At 70.5% G+C, this 19,683-nt stretch carries 12 protein-coding genes and 1 tRNA gene; 6 read left to right on the forward strand and 7 right to left on the reverse strand.

The genetic code is table 11. The features are described from left to right. Window positions 1-11: 11 nt before the first annotated feature. The 3 genes from metH to RIC11_RS00415 form a co-directional block, all read right to left on the reverse strand. On the reverse strand, window positions 12-3,767 hold the full coding sequence (gene metH, locus RIC11_RS00405; protein ID WP_350207840.1) for a methionine synthase: 3,756 nt from the start codon (window positions 3,765-3,767) through the stop codon (window positions 12-14). A 217-nt stretch (window positions 3,768-3,984) separates the two neighbouring features. Further along, a complete protein-coding gene (locus RIC11_RS00410; protein WP_350207841.1) occupies window positions 3,985-4,431 on the reverse strand; it encodes an SET domain-containing protein-lysine N-methyltransferase in 447 nt (148 codons plus the stop codon). Then, a complete protein-coding gene (locus RIC11_RS00415; protein ID WP_350207842.1) occupies window positions 4,428-4,820 on the reverse strand; it encodes an S-adenosylmethionine decarboxylase in 393 nt (130 codons plus the stop codon). The genes RIC11_RS00410 and RIC11_RS00415 overlap by 4 nt, the downstream gene beginning before the upstream one ends. A 519-nt stretch (window positions 4,821-5,339) precedes the next feature. On the opposite strand from RIC11_RS00415, the gene RIC11_RS00420 reads away from it, so the two are divergent. The 6 genes from RIC11_RS00420 to RIC11_RS00445 all read left to right on the forward strand — a co-directional run bounded on the left by RIC11_RS00420 (window position 5,340) and on the right by RIC11_RS00445 (window position 13,989). After that, window positions 5,340-5,413, forward strand: a tRNA-Thr gene (locus RIC11_RS00420). 108 nt (window positions 5,414-5,521) lie between these two features. Further along, entirely contained in the window at window positions 5,522-6,847 is a 1,326-nt protein-coding gene (locus tag RIC11_RS00425) for a DNA-directed RNA polymerase subunit alpha C-terminal domain-containing protein (RefSeq protein WP_350207843.1), read from the forward strand. Between the two features lie 89 nt (window positions 6,848-6,936). After that, window positions 6,937-8,079, forward strand: coding sequence for a tRNA guanosine(34) transglycosylase Tgt (tgt, locus tag RIC11_RS00430; protein WP_350207844.1), 1,143 nt, complete (start codon window positions 6,937-6,939; stop codon window positions 8,077-8,079). Between the two features lie 482 nt (window positions 8,080-8,561). Continuing rightward, window positions 8,562-8,981: a preprotein translocase subunit YajC gene (yajC, locus tag RIC11_RS00435; protein ID WP_350207845.1), complete on the forward strand. Its 420-nt coding sequence runs from the start codon at window positions 8,562-8,564 to the stop codon at window positions 8,979-8,981. 88 nt (window positions 8,982-9,069) lie between these two features. Next, window positions 9,070-12,363: a protein translocase subunit SecD gene (secD, locus tag RIC11_RS00440; RefSeq protein WP_350207846.1), complete on the forward strand. Its 3,294-nt coding sequence runs from the start codon at window positions 9,070-9,072 to the stop codon at window positions 12,361-12,363. Between the two features lie 567 nt (window positions 12,364-12,930). Then, on the forward strand, window positions 12,931-13,989 hold the full coding sequence (locus tag RIC11_RS00445) for a LysM peptidoglycan-binding domain-containing protein (protein ID WP_350207847.1): 1,059 nt from the start codon (window positions 12,931-12,933) through the stop codon (window positions 13,987-13,989). 34 nt (window positions 13,990-14,023) lie between these two features. Here RIC11_RS00445 and RIC11_RS00450 read toward each other — a convergent pair whose 3' ends face one another. The 4 genes from RIC11_RS00450 to RIC11_RS00465 form a co-directional block, all read right to left on the reverse strand. Then, window positions 14,024-15,865 carry an ABC transporter permease gene (locus tag RIC11_RS00450; RefSeq protein ID WP_350207848.1) on the reverse strand — a complete coding sequence of 614 codons (1,842 nt, stop codon included), beginning with the start codon at window positions 15,863-15,865 and terminating at the stop codon, window positions 14,024-14,026. 92 nt (window positions 15,866-15,957) lie between these two features. Further along, entirely contained in the window at window positions 15,958-16,908 is a 951-nt protein-coding gene (locus RIC11_RS00455; RefSeq protein WP_350207849.1) for a serine O-acetyltransferase, read from the reverse strand. A gap of 490 nt (window positions 16,909-17,398) precedes the next feature. Further along, window positions 17,399-18,247 (reverse strand): PP2C family protein-serine/threonine phosphatase, encoded by an 849-nt coding sequence (locus RIC11_RS00460; protein ID WP_350207850.1) that lies wholly within the window; start codon window positions 18,245-18,247, stop codon window positions 17,399-17,401. Continuing rightward, window positions 18,244-19,566, reverse strand: coding sequence for a protein kinase domain-containing protein (locus tag RIC11_RS00465; protein ID WP_350207851.1), 1,323 nt, complete (start codon window positions 19,564-19,566; stop codon window positions 18,244-18,246). The genes RIC11_RS00460 and RIC11_RS00465 overlap by 4 nt, the downstream gene beginning before the upstream one ends. Between the last annotated feature and the right edge of the window lie 117 nt (window positions 19,567-19,683).

A 19,683-nucleotide genomic window follows, 5' to 3' on the forward strand; every position in this document is an offset into this window, starting at 1 on the left:
GGCCTCTGCGCTCAGGGCTCGTAGCCGAGGTTCGGCGACAGCCACCGCTCGATCTCCGCGAGCGGCATCCCCTTCCGCCGCGCGTAGTCCTCGACCTGCTCCTTGCTCAGCCGGTCGACGGCGAAGTACCGCGCCTCGGGGTGGGCGAAGTACAGGCCGCTGACGCTCGCCGCGGGGTGCATCGCGTAGCTCTCGGTCAGCTTTAGTCCGATCGCGTCCTCCGCGCCCAACAGGTCGAACAGCGTCTGCTTCTCGGTGTGGTCCGGCTGGGCCGGGTAGCCCGGCGCGGGGCGGATGCCGCGGTACCGCTCCTTGATCAGGTCCTCGGCGGAGAGCTGCTCCTCTGTGCCGTAACCCCACTCCCTCCGCACGCGCGCGTGCAGGCACTCGGCGAAGGCCTCGGCCAAGCGGTCGGCCACCGCCTTGACGAGGATCGAGTTGTAGTCGTCGTGGTCGGCGTCGTACTTGGCGGCCAGCTCGTCGCAGCCCACGCCGGCCGTGACCGCGAAGCCCCCCACGTAGTCTTCCCGGCCGCTCTCCGCGGGCGCCACGTAGTCCACGAGCGAGCGGAAGTCCTTCTGCCCCTTCCGGTCCCACTGCTGCCGCAGGCAGTGCAGCCGGCAGCGCTGGGCGGACCGCGAATCGTCGGAGTAGACGACGATGTCCTCGCCGTCGGCGGCCGCGGGGAAGAAGCCGTACACGCCCCGCGCCTTGAGCGAGCCGTCGGCGATCACCCGGTCGAGCATCCGATTGGCGTCGTCGAACAGCCGCCGCGCCTCGCCGCCGACGAGCTCGTCGTCGAAGATCTTCGGGTACTTGCCACGCAGCTCCCAGGTCATGAAGAAGGGCGACCAGTCGATGTACTCGCGCAGGTCGCCCAGCGGGAAGTCCTCAAGGACGCGAACGCCGGTGAACCCGGGCTTGGGGATGTCGACCTGGGACCAATCGGTCGCGAACCGCGCCCGCTTGGCCTCCTCGAACGGCTTGAGCGTGACCGCTTGCCGCTTGTTGAAGCTCGTGACGAGGTCGGCCTGCAGCTTGCGGTTCTGGTCGAAGAACGCGCTGCGGGCCTCCTTGTTGATGAGCTTCTCGACGACGCCAACGCTGCGCGACGCGTCGAGCACGTGCACGACGCCCCCGCCGCCGGAGTCGACGTCGTAGTGCGGGGCGATCCTCACGGCGGTGTGCTTTGCGCTGGTCGTGGCGCCGCCGATCAGCAGCGGCACGCTCATCTCACGGCGCTTCATCTCTTTCGCCACGTGGACCATCTCGTCGAGGCTCGGCGTGATCAGCCCGGAGAGGCCGACCACGTCGACCCCCTCGGTCTGCGCCGCGTCGAGGATCTTCTCGGCCGAGCACATCACCCCCAGGTCGATGACCTCGAAGTTGTTGCAGCCCAGCACCACGCCGACGATGTTCTTGCCGATGTCGTGCACGTCGCCCTTGACGGTGGCCATCAGCACCTTGCCGCGCGCCTGACCCGCCGTGCCGGCCTCTTCCTTCTCGGCCTCCATGTAGGGGGTCAGGTAAGCGACCGCCTTCTTCATGACGCGGGCCGACTTCACCACCTGCGGCAAGAACATCTTCCCGGCGCCGAACAGGTCGCCGACGGTGCTCATGCCGTCCATCAGCGGCCCCTCGATCACGTTGAGGCACTTGGGGTACTTCTGCCGCGCCTCCTCGGCGTCTTGCTCGATGTGCTTGACGATCCCCTTGATCAGCGCGTGCCGCAGCCGCTCCTCGACCGGGCCTTGGCGCCACGACTCGTCCTCGACGGCTACCTTCCCGCCCTTGTCTTTGACGGTCTCGGCGAAGTCGACGAGCCGCTCGGTGGCGTCGTCTCGGCGGTTGAGCAGCACGTCCTCGACGCGCTCTTTCAGCTCGGCCGGGATCTCGTCGTAGACCTCCAGCTGCCCCGCGTTGACGATCCCCATGTCGAGGCCCGCGCGGACCGCGTGGTACAGGAAGGCCGAGTGCATCGCCTCGCGGACCACGTCGTTTCCGCGGAACGAGAAGCTGATGTTCGACACGCCCCCGGAGACCTTCGCCCCGGGGCACTCCTGCTTGATCCGCCGGGTGGCGTTGATGAAGTCTAGCGCGTAGTTGTTGTGCTCCTCGATGCCGGTGGCCACGGTGAGGATGTTCGGGTCGAAGATGATGTCCTCGGGCGGGAAGCCGGCGCCCCCCTCCGACTCCGGCGCGACGAGCAGGTCGTACGCGCGCTTGCAGATGCGGACCTTGTTGTCCTCGTCGGCCGCCTGGCCCTCCTCGTCGAACGCCATCACCACGGCCGCGGCGCCGTAGTCGCGGCAGAGCCCGGCGCGCCGCAGGAACTCCTCCTCGCCGTCCTTGAGGCTGATCGAGTTGACGATCGCCTTGCCCTGCACGGCTTGCAGGCCGGCCTCGATGACGGACCACTTGCTCGAGTCGATCATCACGGGCACGGCCGCGATGTCCCCCTCGCCCGCGATCAGGCGGAGGAACTTGGTCATCGCGGCCTCCGAGTCGAGCAGGCCCTCGTCCATGTTGACGTCGATCACGTTCGCGCCGTTTTGGACCTGCTGCCGCGCGACCTCGATCGCCTCGTCGTAGTTTTCCTCCTTGATCAGCCGGGCGAACTTGCGGCTGCCGGTCACGTTGGTCCGCTCGCCGATCATCAAGAACGCCGCGTCGGGCCGCAGCTCCATCGGCTGCGTCCCCGACAGCCGCAAGCGGCTGGGGACCGCCGTGCGGCGGTGCGGCGCGGCGTGCTTCACCCGCTCGGCGATCGCGGCGATGTGGTCCGGCCCTGTGCCGCAGCAGCCGCCGACGATATTGACCCAGCCCTGGTCGGCGAAGTCGCCCACCCATTTGGCCATGTCGGCCGGCCCGAGGTCGAACTGCCCCATCTCGTTCGGCAGGCCGGCGTTCGGGTGGCAGCTGACCGGCACGGTCGCCACACGCTGCAACTCCTCCAGGTGGGGCCGCATCACGTCCGGCCCCAGCGCGCAGTTCATGCCGATCGACAGCATCGGGAAGTGCGCCAGCGAGTTCCAGAACGCCTCGACCGACTGGCCCGACACGAACGTGCCGCCCCCCTTGTCGAACGTGCCGCTGACCATCACCGGCGTGTTCGCTCCCAGCTGCTCCAGAGCGCGGCGGATGCCGATCAGGCACGCCTTGGCGTTGAGCGTGTCGATGACGGTCTCGACCAGCAGGATGTCGACCCCCGCTTCGACCATCGCGCGGGCCTGCACGCGGTAGGACTCGACCATCGTGTCGAACGCCACGTCGCGGTTGCTCGGGTCCTCGACGCTGGTCGAGATCGCCATCTGCTTGGACGTCGGCCCGATCGACCCGGCGCAGAAGCGCGGCTTGTCGGGGTTCTCTTCGGTGAACTCCGCGCAGGCCTGCTTGGCGAGCCGGACCGCCGCGGTGTTGATCTCGCGGCACAGCTCCAGCGGGTCGTGGCCGGCCTCGGCGAACTCGAAGTCGAGCATGCCGACGGGGCTCGCGCCGAAGGTGTTCGTCTCGACGATGTCGGACCCGGCCGCCAGGTACCGGCGGTGGATCTCGAGGATCGCGTCGGGCCGCGTCACGCAGAGCAGGTCGCCGAAGTTCTTCAGGTCCTTGTGGTGCTCGGCGAACCGCTCGCCCCGGACCTGCGCCTCGCCGATGCCCAGCGCCTGGATCTGCGTGCCGGTCGCCCCGTCGAGCAGCAACACCCGCTCGGAGAGCAACGACTGGAGCAATTCGGTCTTGTCTTCGGCGACAGCAGCGACAGGCATAGGTACCAGCGGGTGGGGGTGCGAACGAGGATCGGCTCTTCGGGACCCCGCGCGAGCCGCCCGAACACCGGGCCGCGCCGTGGATCCCAACGGGGGAGCAGCCCCCTATTATCCCCAGACCGCAGGGCGTTCCCACCCGTAAAAACAAACGCGGCGGCCCCGGGGTTCGCCCCCGGGGCCGCCGCGCGGTGTCGTTAGGAGAGTGTCGAGGCGCTCGTCAGGCCGTCGCGGCGGCGGCCGTGACCAGCCGCCGACCGGCGACCCACCCGCGGCAGTTCTCGGCGCCGCAGCGGCACTCGAACGGCCGGAAGAGCACGTCTTCGGTGTGGTTGTAGTCCATCGTGAGCAGGTCGCCCGGCTCGATGTCCTTCAGAGCGTGGTAGAGCCTGGTTTCGGGGTCCAGACGCGAGTTCGGATCGCAGCTGTGCAACGTCATGCCGGCGAACCAGGGGTCGTCCAGGTGCAGCCCGGGGCCGACCTGGAGCGAGTGCTGGGTCATCCGTGTGGTGAGTCTGCCGTTCATCCTGAAAAGCACGTCGCCGGCCAGGAATTCCCGCAACACCACGACCCCTCGGCCGCGGTTTTCATCCACGTCGATGACGCGGAAGTCGCCCGCACGCGGCTCGTCGGCCACCACGGGCAAGTGTTGGGGGTAAATTCTCATTTCCTGTAAATCACCTCGCAGCTGAGATCGGACGGGGAAAGAAACTCTTCGACGACGCGGCGCACGGTGGCCTCGTCGAACGGCTTGCAACTGAAGACGTCCAGGTACATGTCCCGGTGGGCGTCGTTCGTGTGGATCGTGATCGCGCTGGTCGTGATCAGCTGTACGCCCGAGAGGCCGATGTCGTTCCCCTCGCCGAAGCGGGCGACGATCGGCGGCCCGAAGCGGACCATGTCGATGTCGTCCGCCATCTGCACGAGGAACTCGTACATCTTCTCGATCGAGAGGATGTTCTCGTTGCACCCCAGCGCCGTGGCGACGCAGTGCTGCCCGTAGTGGGGCTCGCCGTTGTGGGTGATCTTGCGGTATTCGGTCAGGGTCGTGGGCATTCGCGGAGGGGCCTCGAGCGATAGCAAAAGTGGGAATCTCAGGAGCGGTCCGCCGGCGCGCAGACGCCCGGTGCGGGACCACAACGTGAAGCGAGAGACGCGACGTGATAGGTGGGGGAACCGCACCGCCCGAGCTTGCCGGGTCGACCCGTTTGCCGGATCAACCCAACTCTGCCGGACCAGTGCGCCGAGTGTGACGACGCTTGCGTTGTCAGCGCTCTGGGACGAGCCGCCGAGGTCTGCCGCGTGGGGAGACCAATCGTCGCGATATCCGTCAGCTCTTCAGGGACGGCTCGTGTGGCCTTACCTGACACTAATGCCCCGGTTGCCGCAAGAGCGAAGCCGCAAAGTTTCTCGGCGCTGCCCCAATCCCCGTGGCGAGAGAGCGGCCCCCGACGAGGGGCGCCCTCTCGCGCCGCTCGCCGAGGCAGACCACCGCTTGGCGCTCGCGGCCCAGATTGGCTATGATTCGGGGCTTGCGTCGCCGTGCCGGGCCTGGGCCCGGCTCGACGCTCGCCAGCCAGCGTAGCTTCAATTGGCAGAGCACCGCATTCGTAATGCGGGGGTTGCGGGTTCGACTCCCGCCGCTGGCTCTTCACTAGCGGGCAGTAGGCAGACGGCGGCTGGCAGCCTCGCCGTCGAGCACCGATCCGCCCGCGATACCCGGCCCGCTGCCCCCCCTGCCCTCTGCCCAGTTGAACATGACGGCGCTCGACACCGACCTGAAGCAAGCCATCCTCTCGACCGCGGCCTTCGGCCCCCGTGAGATCTCCGAAATCACGGCCGGCATCGCCGCCAACTACAGCCGCTACGGCGAGCTGAAGGAAGCCGTCCAAGAGCTCGAGGCCCAGCCCAGCCGCACCCCGGCGACCTCGGCCAAGCTGGGCGTGTGCCTGTACCTGCTGGGCCGCTACTCCAACGCGATCGACGTGCTCAGCAAGGCCGACGGCGGCGCCCTCACGCACTTCTACCTCGGCAAGTCGAAGCTCGCCCTGGACCGCTACGACGAGGCCGTGCAGTCCTACGAGTCGGCCGGCAAGGCCGGCTACGACAAGGACGCCGTCGCCCTCGCCCAAGCCGAAGCCGTCCGCTACTCGGGCGACCCCCAAGGCGCGCTGAAGCTGCTCGACGGGCTCTCCGGCGCCGTCGAGCAAACCGCCGACTACCTCTACCAGCGCTCGGCCACCGTGCAGGCCCTGTCGGGCAACCCGGAGGAGGTCGTCGCGCTGCTGGAACGCGCGGTCGCGGCCGACCCGGCCCACGGCGGCGCCCTGTTCGGCCTCGCCCTAGAGAACGACCGCCGCGGCAACGACGACTACGCCCGCAACCTGTACGAGAAGGCGGCCCAGCAGTTCCCGACCCACGTGGGCACGCTGCTGAACCTCGGCGTGCTGTACGAGGACCTCGAGCAGTACGAGCGGGCCAAGGGCTGCTACCAGCGGATCCTCGACGTGTACCCCGGTCACCAGCGGGCCCGGCTGTTCTTCAAGGACGCCGACGGCAGCCGCGACATGTTCTACGACGAGGAGGCCCGCCGGCAGCAGGACCGCCTCGCGCAGGTGCTGGCGATCCCGGTCACCGACTTCGAGCTCAGCGTCCGCAGCCGCAACTGCCTGCAACGCATGGGCATCATGACGCTCGGCGACCTCACCGAGACGACCGAGCAAGAGCTGCTGGCCAGCAAGAACTTCGGCGAGACCTCGCTCGTCGAGATCCGCGAGATGCTCAGCTCCAAGGGCCTCGAGCTCGGCCAGTTCGCCCACCAGAAACGCGAACAAGACCCCCCCTACAACCCCGACGCGCTGTCGGCCGACGAGCGGGCCCTGCTCGACCGGCCGATCAGCGACCTCAGCCTGTCGGTCCGCGCCCGCAAGTGCATGGTGCGTCTGGGCCTGACCACGGTCGGCGAGCTGGTCCGCCGCACCCCCGACGACCTGCTGGAGTGCAAGAACTTCGGCGTCACGAGCCTGAACGAGGTCCGCGAAAAGCTGACCGTCCACGGCCTGAAGCTCCGCGGCGAAGCCTAGTGAAAGGCGCTAGTTCGACGGCGCTAGGCGCTAGTTTCTACTCGGTCAGCAAGGCCTAGCGCCGAGCGCCTCTCAGCTAGCGCCTGGCCATGCCGCCCGTTTGGTACGAGCCGATCTCCCTGGACCCCACCGGCGCACGGCGGGGCCGGCTCCACACGCCGCACGGGGCCATCGAGCTGCCCGCGTTCATGCCGGTCGGCACGGCCGGCACGGTCAAGGGCGTCGATTGCGAGCGGCTCGCCGAGACCGGCGCCCAGATGGTGCTCGGCAACACGTACCACCTGCTGCTCCGCCCCGGCCCAGAAACCGTGGCCGCCCTCGGTGGCCTCCACGCCCTCAGCGGCTGGGCCGGGCCGATGCTCACCGACTCCGGCGGGTTCCAGGTCTTTAGCCTGGCCGACAAGCGCCGTATCGACGAGCACGGCGTGCGGTTCCAGTCGCACGTCAACGGCGACACGGTCGAGCTCACCCCCGAATCCTCCGTCTGGGTGCAAGAGCAGCTCGGCGCCGACGTGGCGATGGTGCTCGACCACGTGATCGAGCTGCCGGCCGACCGCGACGCCGTCCGCGACGCGATGCTCCGCAGCCAGCGGTGGGCCGAGCGCTGCGTGTCGGCCGCCACGCGCCGGGACCAATCCCTGTTCGGCATCGTGCAAGGCGGCCTCGACGCGGAGCTCCGGCAAGAATCGGCCGAGGGACTCCTTGAGCTCGACCTGGCGGGCTACGCGATCGGCGGGCTCAGCGTGGGCGAGCCGGCCGCCGACATGTACCGGACGATCTCCGCGACCACCCCGTGCTTGCCGCCGGACAAGCCCCGCTACCTGATGGGCGTGGGGACGCCCCGCGACCTGCTCGAGGCCGTCGAGCGCGGGGTCGACATGTTCGACTGCGTGATGCCGACCCGCAACGGCCGTAACGCCCTGGCTTACACGGCCAGCGGCCCGCTCCGCATGCGGAACGCCCGCCACACGCTCGACCCACGGCCGCTGGAAGACGACTGCCCGTGCGTGGCGTGCCGGCGGCACAGCCGCGGCTACTTGCGGCACTTGTTCATGGCCGGCGAGATGCTCGGCCCGATCTTGCTGTCGATCCACAACCTGACCTTCTACCAGCGTCTGATGGCCGACACGCGCCGCGCGATCGAAGCCGGCCGGTTCGCGGCGTTCAAGGCCCAGCGGCAGCTCGCTTGGCGGACCGCCGAGCAGAGCGCCGAGGAGTGCGGCGAGAATTAGCCACGAAACGCGGCGAGCCGCTTCCCTTTTCGTTTGAAACGCGACAGACACCCGGCGCAGCGCGTGTAACGCTAAAAACGCGCTTTTTCGCCCTAAGCTCAGGCGCGGCATCGGGTTGTGATACGTTACGCGCCGCGCGACGAGTAACGTTATCGGCCCCTCGCCCCCGACGCGGCGTTCGATTCTCGCCGATCGCGCCACGCGCAAGCCCGCTTTTGGCCGCCGCCGGCCGGACAGGCGACAGCGGACGGCGGAACGTCGCGTGCCCGCGGCCCAAGCAGTGCACCCCCAACCGCATTCCGCATTCCGCATCCCGCATTCCCGACGCCCGGCGGCCCTGCCAAACGGCCGGCGACGGCGCGCGGAGCGTCTCCCCTTTCCGCTTTGGCGGCAAGGCTTTACCATTCGCGGTTTCCGTCCGATCGCCCAAGCCAGGCAGGGGGGCGCTCGCCGCTGGTGCGGCGCCCGCGCCGCGAGGCCCAGTGTCGTTTTTGATCCCGCCGTTGTTGCTGCTCTTCGATCCGATGCGGGGCTCCGCCCTCGACGGGTGGGCCCACGCTGGGCTGGTCCACGCTGGGCTGGTCCATGCTGGTTCGGCGTTGGCCCAGGCCGACGGCGGGGGCGGCGCTGGCGCGCTGACGGCCCTGCTGCCGTTCGTGGCGATGCTGGCGCTGGTGTACTTCCTGTTCGTGGTTCCGCAGCGGACCAAGGACAAGCGGTTCCAGCAGATGCTCGACGGCATCAAAGAGAACGATCGGGTGGTCACCACCGGCGGCCTGCACGGCGTGGTCACCAACATCCAACGCGACGCGGGCCGGCTCACGCTCCGCGTCGACGAGTCGACCGGCGCCAAGGTCCGAGTCGCCCTGTGGGCGATCGACTCGGTCGAGCGCGACGACTGACGCTGCCCCCTCAACACACTCCGCCGCCGCGACGGTCCTCCCGCGGCGCCCCCGACAATAACCGATTCCCGTCATGGTCACCCGACCGATGCCGACCCCTTCCGTGCTCTTCTCCTCCCCGGTCGCTAGCCGCTGGTTGGGCGTGCTGCTCGTCGCGCTAGCGGCGGCCACGCTGTGCGGCTCGCCGGCGCCGGCCCAAGAGAACGCCGATACGCCGGCCGCCACAGCCGAGCCAGCGGCCGAGCCAGCGGCGGAGCCAGAGGCTGCCGACACGCCGCCGGCCGAGGCCGCCGCGGAGACCGACGCCGACACGCCGGCCGTCGATCCAGCGCCCGAAACGCCGGCCGAGGAACCGGTCGACACGCCGGTGATCGAGCCGGCCGCCGCGCCGCCGTCGGAGGTCGCAGCCGGCGCCGATGTGGCCGAAGCCGACCCGGCCGAAGGGGAGCCCATGGCCGGCGTGCCGTCGCCAGAAAACCGCGACCTCGCCGCGGGCGACGCGGCCGAGGCCGCCATCGATGAGGCCGACGCCGGCGGTGGCAGCGCGCTGACGTGGCTCGTGACGCTGGCGGCGATCGTCGTGCCGATCCTGCTGGGCAACTGGCTCGCCAAGGCGTGGAGGATGCCGGAGAAGGCGTGGCGGATCGCCACCGTGCTGACCTCGTTGTCGGTGGCCGCCCTCTGCGTAGCGACCGGCCAGTTCAAAGGCGGCCCCGACCTGGCCGGCGGCATCACGCTCGTGTACGAGCTGGCCGACCCGGACCTGGTCTTCGACCCGCTCGACCCCGACCAGCCGCCGGCCGACGAGGCCGACGACGCCGAAGGCCCGCGGCGCCGCGTGGACATGGAGCAGTTGATCGCCGCGCTGAAACGGCGGATCGACCCGGCCGGGACCAAGGAGGTCTCGATCCGCAACTACGGCGGCGCGATCGAGATCATCATCCCGAAGGCCGGGCCGGACGACCTGCAGTTCATCAAGCGGCGGATCACCGACCTGGGGCAGCTCGAGTTCCGGATCGTCGCCGACCGGCGCTGGAGCGAGGACCGCAACATCATCGAGGCGGCCGCCAACCTCGGCCCCAGCGAGAAGATCGTGTCGATCGGCGGAGCGACGCGCGCCAAGTGGGTCCCCTACGACACCGAGAAGTTCCCCGTCGAGGACCCGCGGCTGGTCACCCGCGAAGCCAACGGCCGCGACGAGATCCTCGTGCTGATGGACCGCTGGGACGTCACCGGCGAGTACCTGACGGGCGTGTCGAAGTCGTACGGCGACCTGGGCCGCCCGGTCGTGAACTTCAACTTCGACTCGATCGGCTCGGCCAAGTTCGGCCGCTTCACCGGCGAGAACCTCCCCAACCCGGCCACGCCCGACGTGAAGCGTAAGCTGGGCATCCTGCTCGACGACACGCTGCTCTCCGCGCCGGAGCTGAACGACCGGATCACGGGCAGCGGCCAGATCACGATCGGCGGGCCGAACGTCGAGCAAGAGGTCGACAACCTGGTCGGCATCCTCAACGCGGGCAGCCTGCCGGCCGCGCTGGTCAAGACTCCAATCAGCGAAGAGCAGGTCAGCCCCACCCTCGGCGCCGAGACGATCCAGCGCGGCACGTTCGCGATCGGCGTGTCGCTCGCCGCGGTGCTCCTGTTCATACTCGTCTACTACCGCTTCGCCGGCCTCGTGGCCTGCCTCGCGCTGGCGGCCACGCTGCTGCTGGTGCTCGCCGCGATGGTCGTCATGCAGGCGGCGTTCACGCTGCCCGGCCTGGCCGGCCTCGTGCTGACGGTGGGCATGGCGGTCGACGCGAACGTGCTGATCTTCGAGCGGATCCGCGAGGAACTCGCCAAGGGGGCCGGCCTGCGGATGGCGATCCGCAACGGCTTCGGCAAGGCCACCACGACCATCATCGACGCGAACGTCACCACGCTGATCGCGGCGGTGATCCTCTACAACGTCGGCACCGGGCCGATCAAGGGGTTCGGCATCACGCTGTTCCTCGGCATCGTGATGTCGATGTACACCGCCATCTTCTGCGCCCGCACGGTGTTCGACATCGCCGAGCGGCGCCGCTGGATCAAGACGCTGAAGTTCGGCTCGATCCTCGGCGAGACCAACATCGACTTCATCGGCAAGCGTGTGCCGGCGATCGTGTTCTCTGTGCTGTTGATCGCGGCCGGCTTGGTCGGCGTGTTCGGCCGCGGCGAGAACCTGCTGGACATCGACTTCACCGGCGGCTCGAGCGTCACGTTCGTGCTCGACGAGCCGATGACATTTAGCGAAGTGAACGAGAAGGTCCGCTCGACCGAGCTGGGGGATAAGAACCTCACCGTGATCCAGAGCGGTGAGACCGGCCTGCGGTTCACCGTGAACAGCGGCATCGACGACGTCGAGCGTGTCGAGGCCGTGATCGCCGAGGAGTTCGGCGACTCGCTGAAGAACTACGCGCTGGCGATCGGCGAGCCCGAGGCTTTCGAGGAGCGTGGCGGCACGACCGGCACGACCCTGCCGCTCACGTTCAACGAGGGAGAGGGCTTCGGCGAGAACGACGGCCTCACGCACGACGCGCTCGTGGAACGGATCGAGGAGATCCTCGCCCAGTCCGGCCGGCCCGGCGTCGAGCCGCAGCTAGAGAACCCCGCGTACACGGCGGGCAGCAGCCAACGGTTCAAGGAGTGGACGATGCGCCTCGGCTTGCCGGCCGAGCAAACCGTCGAGGTCGCCGAGGCCCTGCAAGCGGAGCTGGCCGCCGAGCCGCTGTTCCCGCTGGCGAGCAAGATCGGCGCGCGGGTCGCCGGCGACCTGCAAGAGAAGGCCGTTTGGGCGGTCGTCCTCAGCCTGATCGGGATCATCGCGTACCTGTGGTTCCGCTTCCAGAACGTGTACTACGGCGTCGCGGCGGTGATCGCGCTGATCCACGACGTGCTGGTCACCCTCGGCGCGATCGCCCTGTCGGCGTGGGTCGTGTCGGCCGTGCCGCCGCTCGCCACGGCGCTGCAGATCGACGCGTTCCAGATCAGCCTGCCGATCCTCGCGGCCTTCATCACGATCATCGGCTACTCGCTGAACGACACGATCGTCATCTTCGACCGCATCCGCGAGGTCCGCGGCAAGAGCCCGCGCCTGACCGCCGAGACAGTCAACAAGTCGATCAACCAAACCCTCAGCCGCACGGTGCTGACCTCGCTCACCACGTTGATCGTGGTCGTGGTGCTGTACTTCTTCGGCGGCGCCGGGATCCACGCGTTCGCGTTCGCCCTGGTGGTCGGCGTGATCGTCGGCACCTACTCCACGGTGTTCATCGCCACGCCGGCGCTGCTGGCGCTGGCCGGCACCGACGACGACGGCACCGCCGCCACGGCCGGCAACCCCCGGGCCGCGGCGTAAGGGGGGAGTTGCTAGTTGCTACGCGCCGGTTGGCCGGTGCGGCGCAGGCGTGTTGGTATGGCCGCCGCGCGCCGCCAGTCCCAGCGCGGCAGGGCCCAGCGCGGTAGGGCCCCAGCGCGGTAGAGACCCAGCCCCGTGGCGGCAGCCCGGGGCACAACGCGAAGCACAGCCCCGCACCAGCCGTTGTCACCGGCGGCGTTTCGCTAGTCCGCACAGCTTCGCGCAGAGCGCGCGCTGTTTCTCTTGCGGCGCCGGCCCGGCCGCGAACTGCGGGTCGCCCGCCGCGTAGAAGGGGCCAGCCAGAAGGGCGCCGCCGCGAACGGCCCGCCCGCAAGGCTTCGCTGATCGGCCCGAAGCGTCCTTCACCGCCCCCTGCTGGCGGCGCCGGCGCCGGGGCGCCGATCTCTCTCAACGACACCGATGTAAGCGGACCCGGACCGGACGACGCCGGGCCGCTGTTGTGTTCACGGACGAGCCTTTCCTTACCAAGACCCGCGCCCGCGGTACGCGCTAGCCACTCGTGGCGGCGCCCCTCGACGGCGACGGGTCGCGGACCGGGTCCTCGCCGTGAACGAATTTGCAAAGCTAGTCTCATCGCTCGTGCTGCTTGGCGCGGGCTTCTTTGTCGCCTCGATCCTGGGACCGCCCGACGCGTTGGAGCGAGTCGCGGGCTACTTCCAAGGGCCGCAGCCGCCCGAGGTGGGCCTGCAACCGGTGGCCGGCGACGCGCCGTCCCTACGCACCGACGCGTGGCCCGCGTTGCCGGCCGCGTCCGAAGAGTCGGCGCCGGCCGCCGACGAGCCGAACGGCGGGTGGGGCGGCCCGGTCGCGCCGAGTGTGGACCGCGCGTCGTGGCCCGCGCCGGAAGCGTCGGCCGACAGCCGGCCGGTCCTGCCGGGTCCCGCGTCGTGGGACGGCGCGGCCGACCCGCCCGCGTTGCCGGAGTTGACGCCGCCCAAGCGGCCGCTCAAGCCAATCCCCCGCGGCGGCGCCGCGCAAGCGACGCGCGGCGAGGCCCCCGCCACGCCGCGGTCGGCCCAAGCGGCCGTCGCCCCCCCCGGCAGCGCGCCGGCCGAGCGGGGCACGGCCGAGCGGGGCACGCTCGCCGACAGCCCGTACGGCAAACGCCCCGCGTACGACCCGGCGGTCGGCGGCGTGGCGTGGGACGCGCCGGCCGACGACGCGTTCGCGCCGCTGCCGGGCCCGGCGGCGATCGAGCGGACCGCCGCGGTGGGCGACTACCAGCAGCACGTCGTCTCCGACGGCGACACGCTGGAAGAACTGGCCGAGCGTTACCTGGGCGACGCGGCCCGCGCTGGCGAGATCTACGAGCTCAACCGCGACCGGCTCGACAGCCCCGACCTGCTGCCGATCGGCATGGTGCTCCGCACGCCGACGCTGCGTGCGTACGAGCGACCCGCCGACCGCTCGGCCCCGACGGGCGACGACGCCTCGGCGACCGGCGGGGTGTTCTCGACGGTCTCGTCGGCGACGCCGCACCGCGCGGCGCGGCCGCTGACGCGCGTCGAGCAGAACGCCGAGCCCCGCCTGAGCGACGAGCAACGGCTCGGCCCGGTCGACCCGCTCTACAGCCACGAGGTGATGTGGGGCGCAAGCCCCTGGTGAGCCGCTGATAACCCTCCCGGGGGAGCACGCCGGCTCAGGCCGGCGCCGGGGTGGTCGCGCCGGTGGCGTCGGGGCGCTGGTCGGGGCGCTGGTCGGGGCCGCTCGGGGGCCGCGACGCGGCGGCGGGGTTGGCCCGGGTCGCGCGGCCGCAGATGCGGTCGAAGTGCCGGATGTTCGCCGCGGTGACCGCCGCCCCCAGCGCCACGTAGAACAGCGTGCCGCCGGCGTAGGCGAAGAGGATCTCGTCGTCGGGCGGTCCCTCCGCGGCCAGCAACATCGGCACGGCCAACAACACGGGCGCGACGGCCGGCAGGCCGAACAGCTCGAACAGCAGATCGCTGCGTGTGAGGATGCCGGTCAGCATGCCCAGGAGCACCGGGTAGACCGCGGAGATCGCCAGCATGATGGCGATGGTCACGCCGACCGCCTTGATCGAGCTGCCGATCCGCAGCGACGCGGCCAAGCCAACGGCTGTCGCCGCGAGCGAGACGATCCCCAGCGACAGCGCGAAGCCCAGCGCGGCGGGGATCGCCACCGGGCTGTAAATCAGCGCCGTCAGCGGGATCGCGACCGCGCCGGCCAGGCCCCAGCGGAAGTTGTAGAAGTTGCCCCCCATCTTCCCGGCGACGATCTCCGCGCCGGTGAGCGGCGTGGTGAGCAGGGAGAGCCAGGTCTCGCGCTCGCGTTCGTAGCTCACCAGCCCCGCCGCGCGGGCGCCCATGGCGAGAACGACAACCGACCCGACGGCGGTCGCCAGCCCGCACGCGACGAGCATGTAGTCCTCGAAGTCGACCCGCCCGCCGAACAGGTACCCCGACGCGATCACGCCGACGAGCGTCGCGGCGATCGCGATGACCAGCACCCCGACGCCGACGCGGTGGCGGATCGCCGCGCCGCGTTTCTTCGGCAGCGACGCGGCGTACATCTCTTTCCACAGCACCGGGCGGAGCTCGTAGGGGGAGCGCGTGGCGGACGCGGCGGCGCCCTTCTTGCCGGCGGCCTTCTTCGCATGTCCCGGCGCGCCGGCCGCGGCCAGGTGCGTGCGGCGCACCGTGGCGACGGCCACCGCCAGCAGCACCGCGGTCACGCCGAGCTGGGCGCCGCAGGTTTTGAAAACGACCGACGAGTCGAAGTCGACGCCCAGATTCCCCCCGAGCAACCCGCCCCCCTGGATCATCGCGGCGACCGGGTTGATCAGCAGCAAGAACCAAGTGACCGGCTGCAAGACCCACTCCGACAGCCACACGACCCAGGGCCGCTGGACCGGGCTCAAGAACGCGCCCGCGGCGAGCAAGAACCCCGGGAGGATCAGGAAGGCGACCGTCCCGGAGATGGCGCGCTGGGCGGCGTCGCGGGCCCGCTCGTGGTAGGCGCCGGTCAGCAGCGCGTACGACGCGACCAACGCGCCGGTCGTGGCCAACAGCGCCGCGTGCGCCAGCAGCAGCTCGCCCGGCACGCCGCCGAGGAGGCGGAAGATGGCGAGCACCGGCGCGGCGGCGAGGACGATCTTGCCGACGGTGAGCAGCCGCGCGAGGAGCTTGTCGAGCACGATCTCGGCGTTCGACAGGTCGGTGGCGAACAGGTACTCGATGGTCCGCCGCTCGCGCTCCGTGGCGATCGCCCCGGCCGCGACGACCGGCGTGACGGCCAGCACCGCGCCCATCGTGAGCCACGCCGCGCTGGTGTAGAAGGCCGACGTGATCTCGGCCAGCGTGCGGATCGACAGGGTCGACTGCTCGTACGCGCTGACGCCCGCGTAGATCAGCGCGAGGACCGCGAGCATCGCCGCGCCGACCAGCGCGCGGATCCAGAAGTAGCGCGTCTTGCGCCCCGCGGCGATCATCTCGTGGCGGAAGACGGGGCCAAGCGCAGGCACGGGCGGCGGGCTCGGGGGCGAGGGGACGCGGGCGCCCGACTGTAACACGCCGGTGAACGAGAGAGATAGAGAACCGGGCTGTTCCCTCCCCCTCACGCCGGGGCCGCGGCGTCGCCGCCGCGGACGCGTAGCTTCGGCTTCTCGATGACGATCGTCGAGTGCGGCTCGACGCTGTCGGTGAGCCACACGCTCGAGCCGATCACCGAGTCGTGCCCGACGGTCGTGCGGCCGCCGAGGATCGTGGCGTTCGCGTACACGACCACGCGGTCCTCGATCGTCGGGTGCCGCTTGGTGTCGCGCACCAGCTTGCCGTCGGCGTCCTTGGGGAAGGACAACGCGCCGAGCGTCACGCCCTGGTAGAGCTTCACGTGCGACCCGATGCGGCACGTCTCGCCGATCACGACGCCCGTCCCGTGGTCGATGAAGAAGTACGGCCCGATCGTCGCGCCGGGGTGGATGTCGATCCCGGTGCGGCCGTGCGCCCACTCGGTCATCATCCGCGGGATGAAGGGGATGTCGAGGTCGAACAGCTGGTGGGCCAGGCGCTGGACGGTGACCGCTTCGAGGCCGGGGTAGCAGAAGATGACCTCGTCGGCGCCCTTGCACGCGGGGTCGCCGTCGTAGGCGGCCTCGACGTCGGTTGCGAGGACCTCGCGCAGCTCAGGCAAGCGGTCCAGGAAGAGCATCGTCTTGGCTTGGCCGAGCGCCTCGAAGTCCTCGACCGACTCGCAGTCGCCGACCAGCCCGTCGCGCACCGCCTCGTGCCGCAGGGCGCGGCCGACCTGCTGGGTCAGGCGGTCGTGCAGGCGGTCGACGAGGTCGCCCACGTAGTAGCCGATGTTCCCCCGGTGCAAGCCCTCGCGGTTGCGGTAGCCGGGGTAGATCAGCTCCATCAGGTCCTGCGTGGCGGCGACCACCTCGCTGTAACGCGGCAGCGGGCAGTGCCCCAGGTGGTTCAGCTTGCCGAGCCGGTCGTAGGTCGCCACCAGGCGCTGGGTGAGCCGCGGTAGGTCGTCGTCTTTTACGCGGGGGTCGGTTGCCATCTTTGGGCTCCCGGGAGGGGGTCGGCGCCGTGGCCCCAAGCGGGCGAGGGGCGGCGGGGCGGGCCGATTGCAAGCGAGAGAGAAAGCCCGCGGCGCCGTGCCGGCGCCGCTAGCGGACGCATCGTCCCGCGCCGGCCGTTGGCCGGGCGGGCTCGGTACACGCGCCGCGGACGCCGTTTCTGCCGTGCTTGCTCATAGCGCGCATCGTAGGCCGACTAGGAAGACCGGGCAACTCGCTGCGGCCTACTTCGGCGCCAAGCCGCCCGGCGGTGCAGCGTTTCTGCCATCGCCCGGAAGGTCGAGGAGGGGGGAAGCTTGAGGCTTGAGGCTTGAGGGGTGAGGCTTGAGGGGTGAGGCGTGAGGGGTGAGGCGTGAGGGGTGAGGCGTGAGGGGTGACGGTTAGTGGTGGCTCGTGAACGTAACGCAGGGGTCCCTCGTCCCCCGTCCCTCGTCCCTCGTCCCTCGTCCCTCGTCCCTCGTCCCTCGTCCCTCATCCCCTTCGCATCACGAGCAGTGTGAGGTCGTCGGCTTTGGCCGGCAGGTCGATAGCGGCGCCGAGCATCCGCTCGCGCGCCGCTTGGGCGACGCGCTGGGCCGCGGTGGCGGCGGGCCCGCGGCGTACGAGCGACACGATCTCGGCCACGGTCAGGTTGTCGAACAAGCCATCGCTCGCGACCAGCACCGTGTCGAGCTTCGCCAGCGGCGCGGCGGCGCCGATCTCGATCCGCGAATCGGCCGCGCCGACCACGTTCGACACCAAGTGGCGCTCGTCGTGGTGCATGGCCTCGTGGTGGTCGATGAGGCCCGCCTCGACGCCGTAGCCGACCGGCGAGTGGGCGGTCGTGAGCAGCTTCACCTTGCCGCGGCCCCCGCACACCAGCACGCCGGCGTCGCCGACGTGGTAGGTCCGCGCGAGGTCGCCGTCGGGGCCGCCGATGGTCACCTCGACAACGGCGAGCGTCGTCGCCGCGCCGGCCCCGATCCGCATGACCGCCCCGTTGGCCGACTCGATGCCGTCGAGGATCGCCGTGCGGAGCTGGCTCGTTTGGCGGTCGGCGCGGTCGATCGCGTCGGCCAGTTCTTGGATCGCTCGGCGCGAGGCCTCCTCGCCCCGCGCGGCGCCCCCCAGCCCGTCGGCGACCGCCAGCACCGCCGAGTGCTCGTCCCACGGGATGACGGCGGCGGCGTCTTCGTTGACGGTCTCTTTGAAGGGCGAGCGGCTCGAGTAAGCGGCCACCGCGCGACCGCCCAGGCGGCCCCAGAGGGCCGGCTCGGACATGTCGCATTGGAAGTAAAGCGCCGCCGCCATCGTGGGGCCTCGCCCGGCGCGGGGACTCATGGGGTTAGTGACCGCAGCGGCTTGCCACACCACGGGCACCCGCGCCAGAACTCGGAGACCACGCCCCAGCCGCACGACTTGCAGCGGTCGCGCACGCCCTCGACCTTCCAGTGGCGCCGGACCTTTGCGTGGCACCACGGGCAGTACCGCATCCAGGGCATCAGGAGCTTGCGGTCGCAGCCGGCCGCGGAGCACTTCGCGGTGTAGCGCTTGTCGGTGTACTGCCGCTTGGTCTGGACCTCGAAGCCCGGGCCGTAACACCACGGGCAGTACCGCCAGTCGAGCTTCATGCCGCGCCGGCACCGCGGGCACGCCTGCGGGAAGCGGGTCTCGTCGGGCAAGCGGGTGCGGTCGGCGCGGCACCAGGGGCACCAGAGCATCGGCTCGGAGACCGGCCCGTCGCAGCGCTCGCACTCGAGCCGCGTTTCGAGCTGCGCGCCGAAGCGGCGGCGGAACTCGCTCCGCTGCACGGTCCGCCAGTTCTGTGTGGTGACGCCGCCGCGGCGGCGGCGGCCGGCTGAGCCGCTGGCGCCGCGCGCCGCCTTCCGCCCGACCCGCTTCCACGCGGCGCGCATCGCGCCGGCGTCCGCGTAGCGCTTCTTCGGCTCCAGGTCGATCGCCCGCCGCAGCACGGCGACCGCTTCCTCGCGCAGCACGCGCGAGATCCGCTCGCTGCCGGCGAGCGGGTCGCGGTAGGGCCACTCCGGCAGCGAGCCAGAGAACATCCGCCACAACGACAGCCCCATCGAGAACACGTCCGACCGGATCGACGGCGCTCCGAGCGCCTGCTCCGGCGCCACGTAGCCGACGGTGCCCGCGCCCGACCCGCGGAGCGTGCGCTGCGCGAAGCGGGCGATGCCGAAGTCGCCCAAGCGCACGCGGCCCCCTTCGAACAGCAGGAAGTTGTCGGGCTTCACGTCGCAGTGGGCGATCGAGCGGTCGTGCGCGTAGGCCAACCCGGCCAGCATCTGGTCCGCGTAGTCCAGGGCGGTCTTGGTCGCCAAGCGGCGCTCCAGGCGGTCGCCGAGCGATTCCTTGGCCAGCGCCGTGACGATCACGAACACGCCGTCGATCACGTCGGCCGACTTCAGCGGGAGCACGTTCGCGTGGTCGAGCGACGCGACGAGCCGCACCTCGCGGCGGAACGTCTCGGCCGCCTCGTCGTCCATCAGGTGGGTGTGGGGCGCTTTCATCGCGACCCGCACCCCTTCGATCGTGTCCCGCGCCTGGTAGACGGTCGCGAACCCCCCCTCGGCGAGCCGCTTCTCGACGAGGTACTTGCCGAGGCGGCTGCGTGGTCGGAGGCGTTTTTCGGGCATCGCGGGGCGGCCTGAGCAGGGGGACGCTACAGAGTAAACCGCCCCGACGCCCGCAGCGCCAAGGGAAGCGTGGGTTGCTGCGTTGCGCCCAACGCTCGCACGCCACCCCCCGCGTGG

Source organism: Botrimarina sp., assembly GCF_040219535.1.
Classification (GTDB): Bacteria; Planctomycetota; Planctomycetia; order Pirellulales; family Lacipirellulaceae; genus Botrimarina.

Coding starts and splice junctions, on each gene's coding strand:
- RIC11_RS00465 (WP_350207851.1), bottom strand. CDS start 19,566: ATGCCCGAAAAACGCCTCCGACCACGCAGCCGCCTCGGCAAGTACCTC.
- secD (WP_350207846.1), top strand. CDS start 9,070: ATGCCGACCCCTTCCGTGCTCTTCTCCTCCCCGGTCGCTAGCCGCTGG.
- RIC11_RS00455 (WP_350207849.1), bottom strand. CDS start 16,908: ATGGCAACCGACCCCCGCGTAAAAGACGACGACCTACCGCGGCTCACC.
- metH (WP_350207840.1), bottom strand. CDS start 3,767: ATGCCTGTCGCTGCTGTCGCCGAAGACAAGACCGAATTGCTCCAGTCG.
- RIC11_RS00425 (WP_350207843.1), top strand. CDS start 5,522: ATGACGGCGCTCGACACCGACCTGAAGCAAGCCATCCTCTCGACCGCG.
- RIC11_RS00415 (WP_350207842.1), bottom strand. CDS start 4,820: ATGCCCACGACCCTGACCGAATACCGCAAGATCACCCACAACGGCGAG.
- RIC11_RS00460 (WP_350207850.1), bottom strand. CDS start 18,247: ATGAGTCCCCGCGCCGGGCGAGGCCCCACGATGGCGGCGGCGCTTTAC.
- RIC11_RS00410 (WP_350207841.1), bottom strand. CDS start 4,431: ATGAGAATTTACCCCCAACACTTGCCCGTGGTGGCCGACGAGCCGCGT.
- tgt (WP_350207844.1), top strand. CDS start 6,937: ATGCCGCCCGTTTGGTACGAGCCGATCTCCCTGGACCCCACCGGCGCA.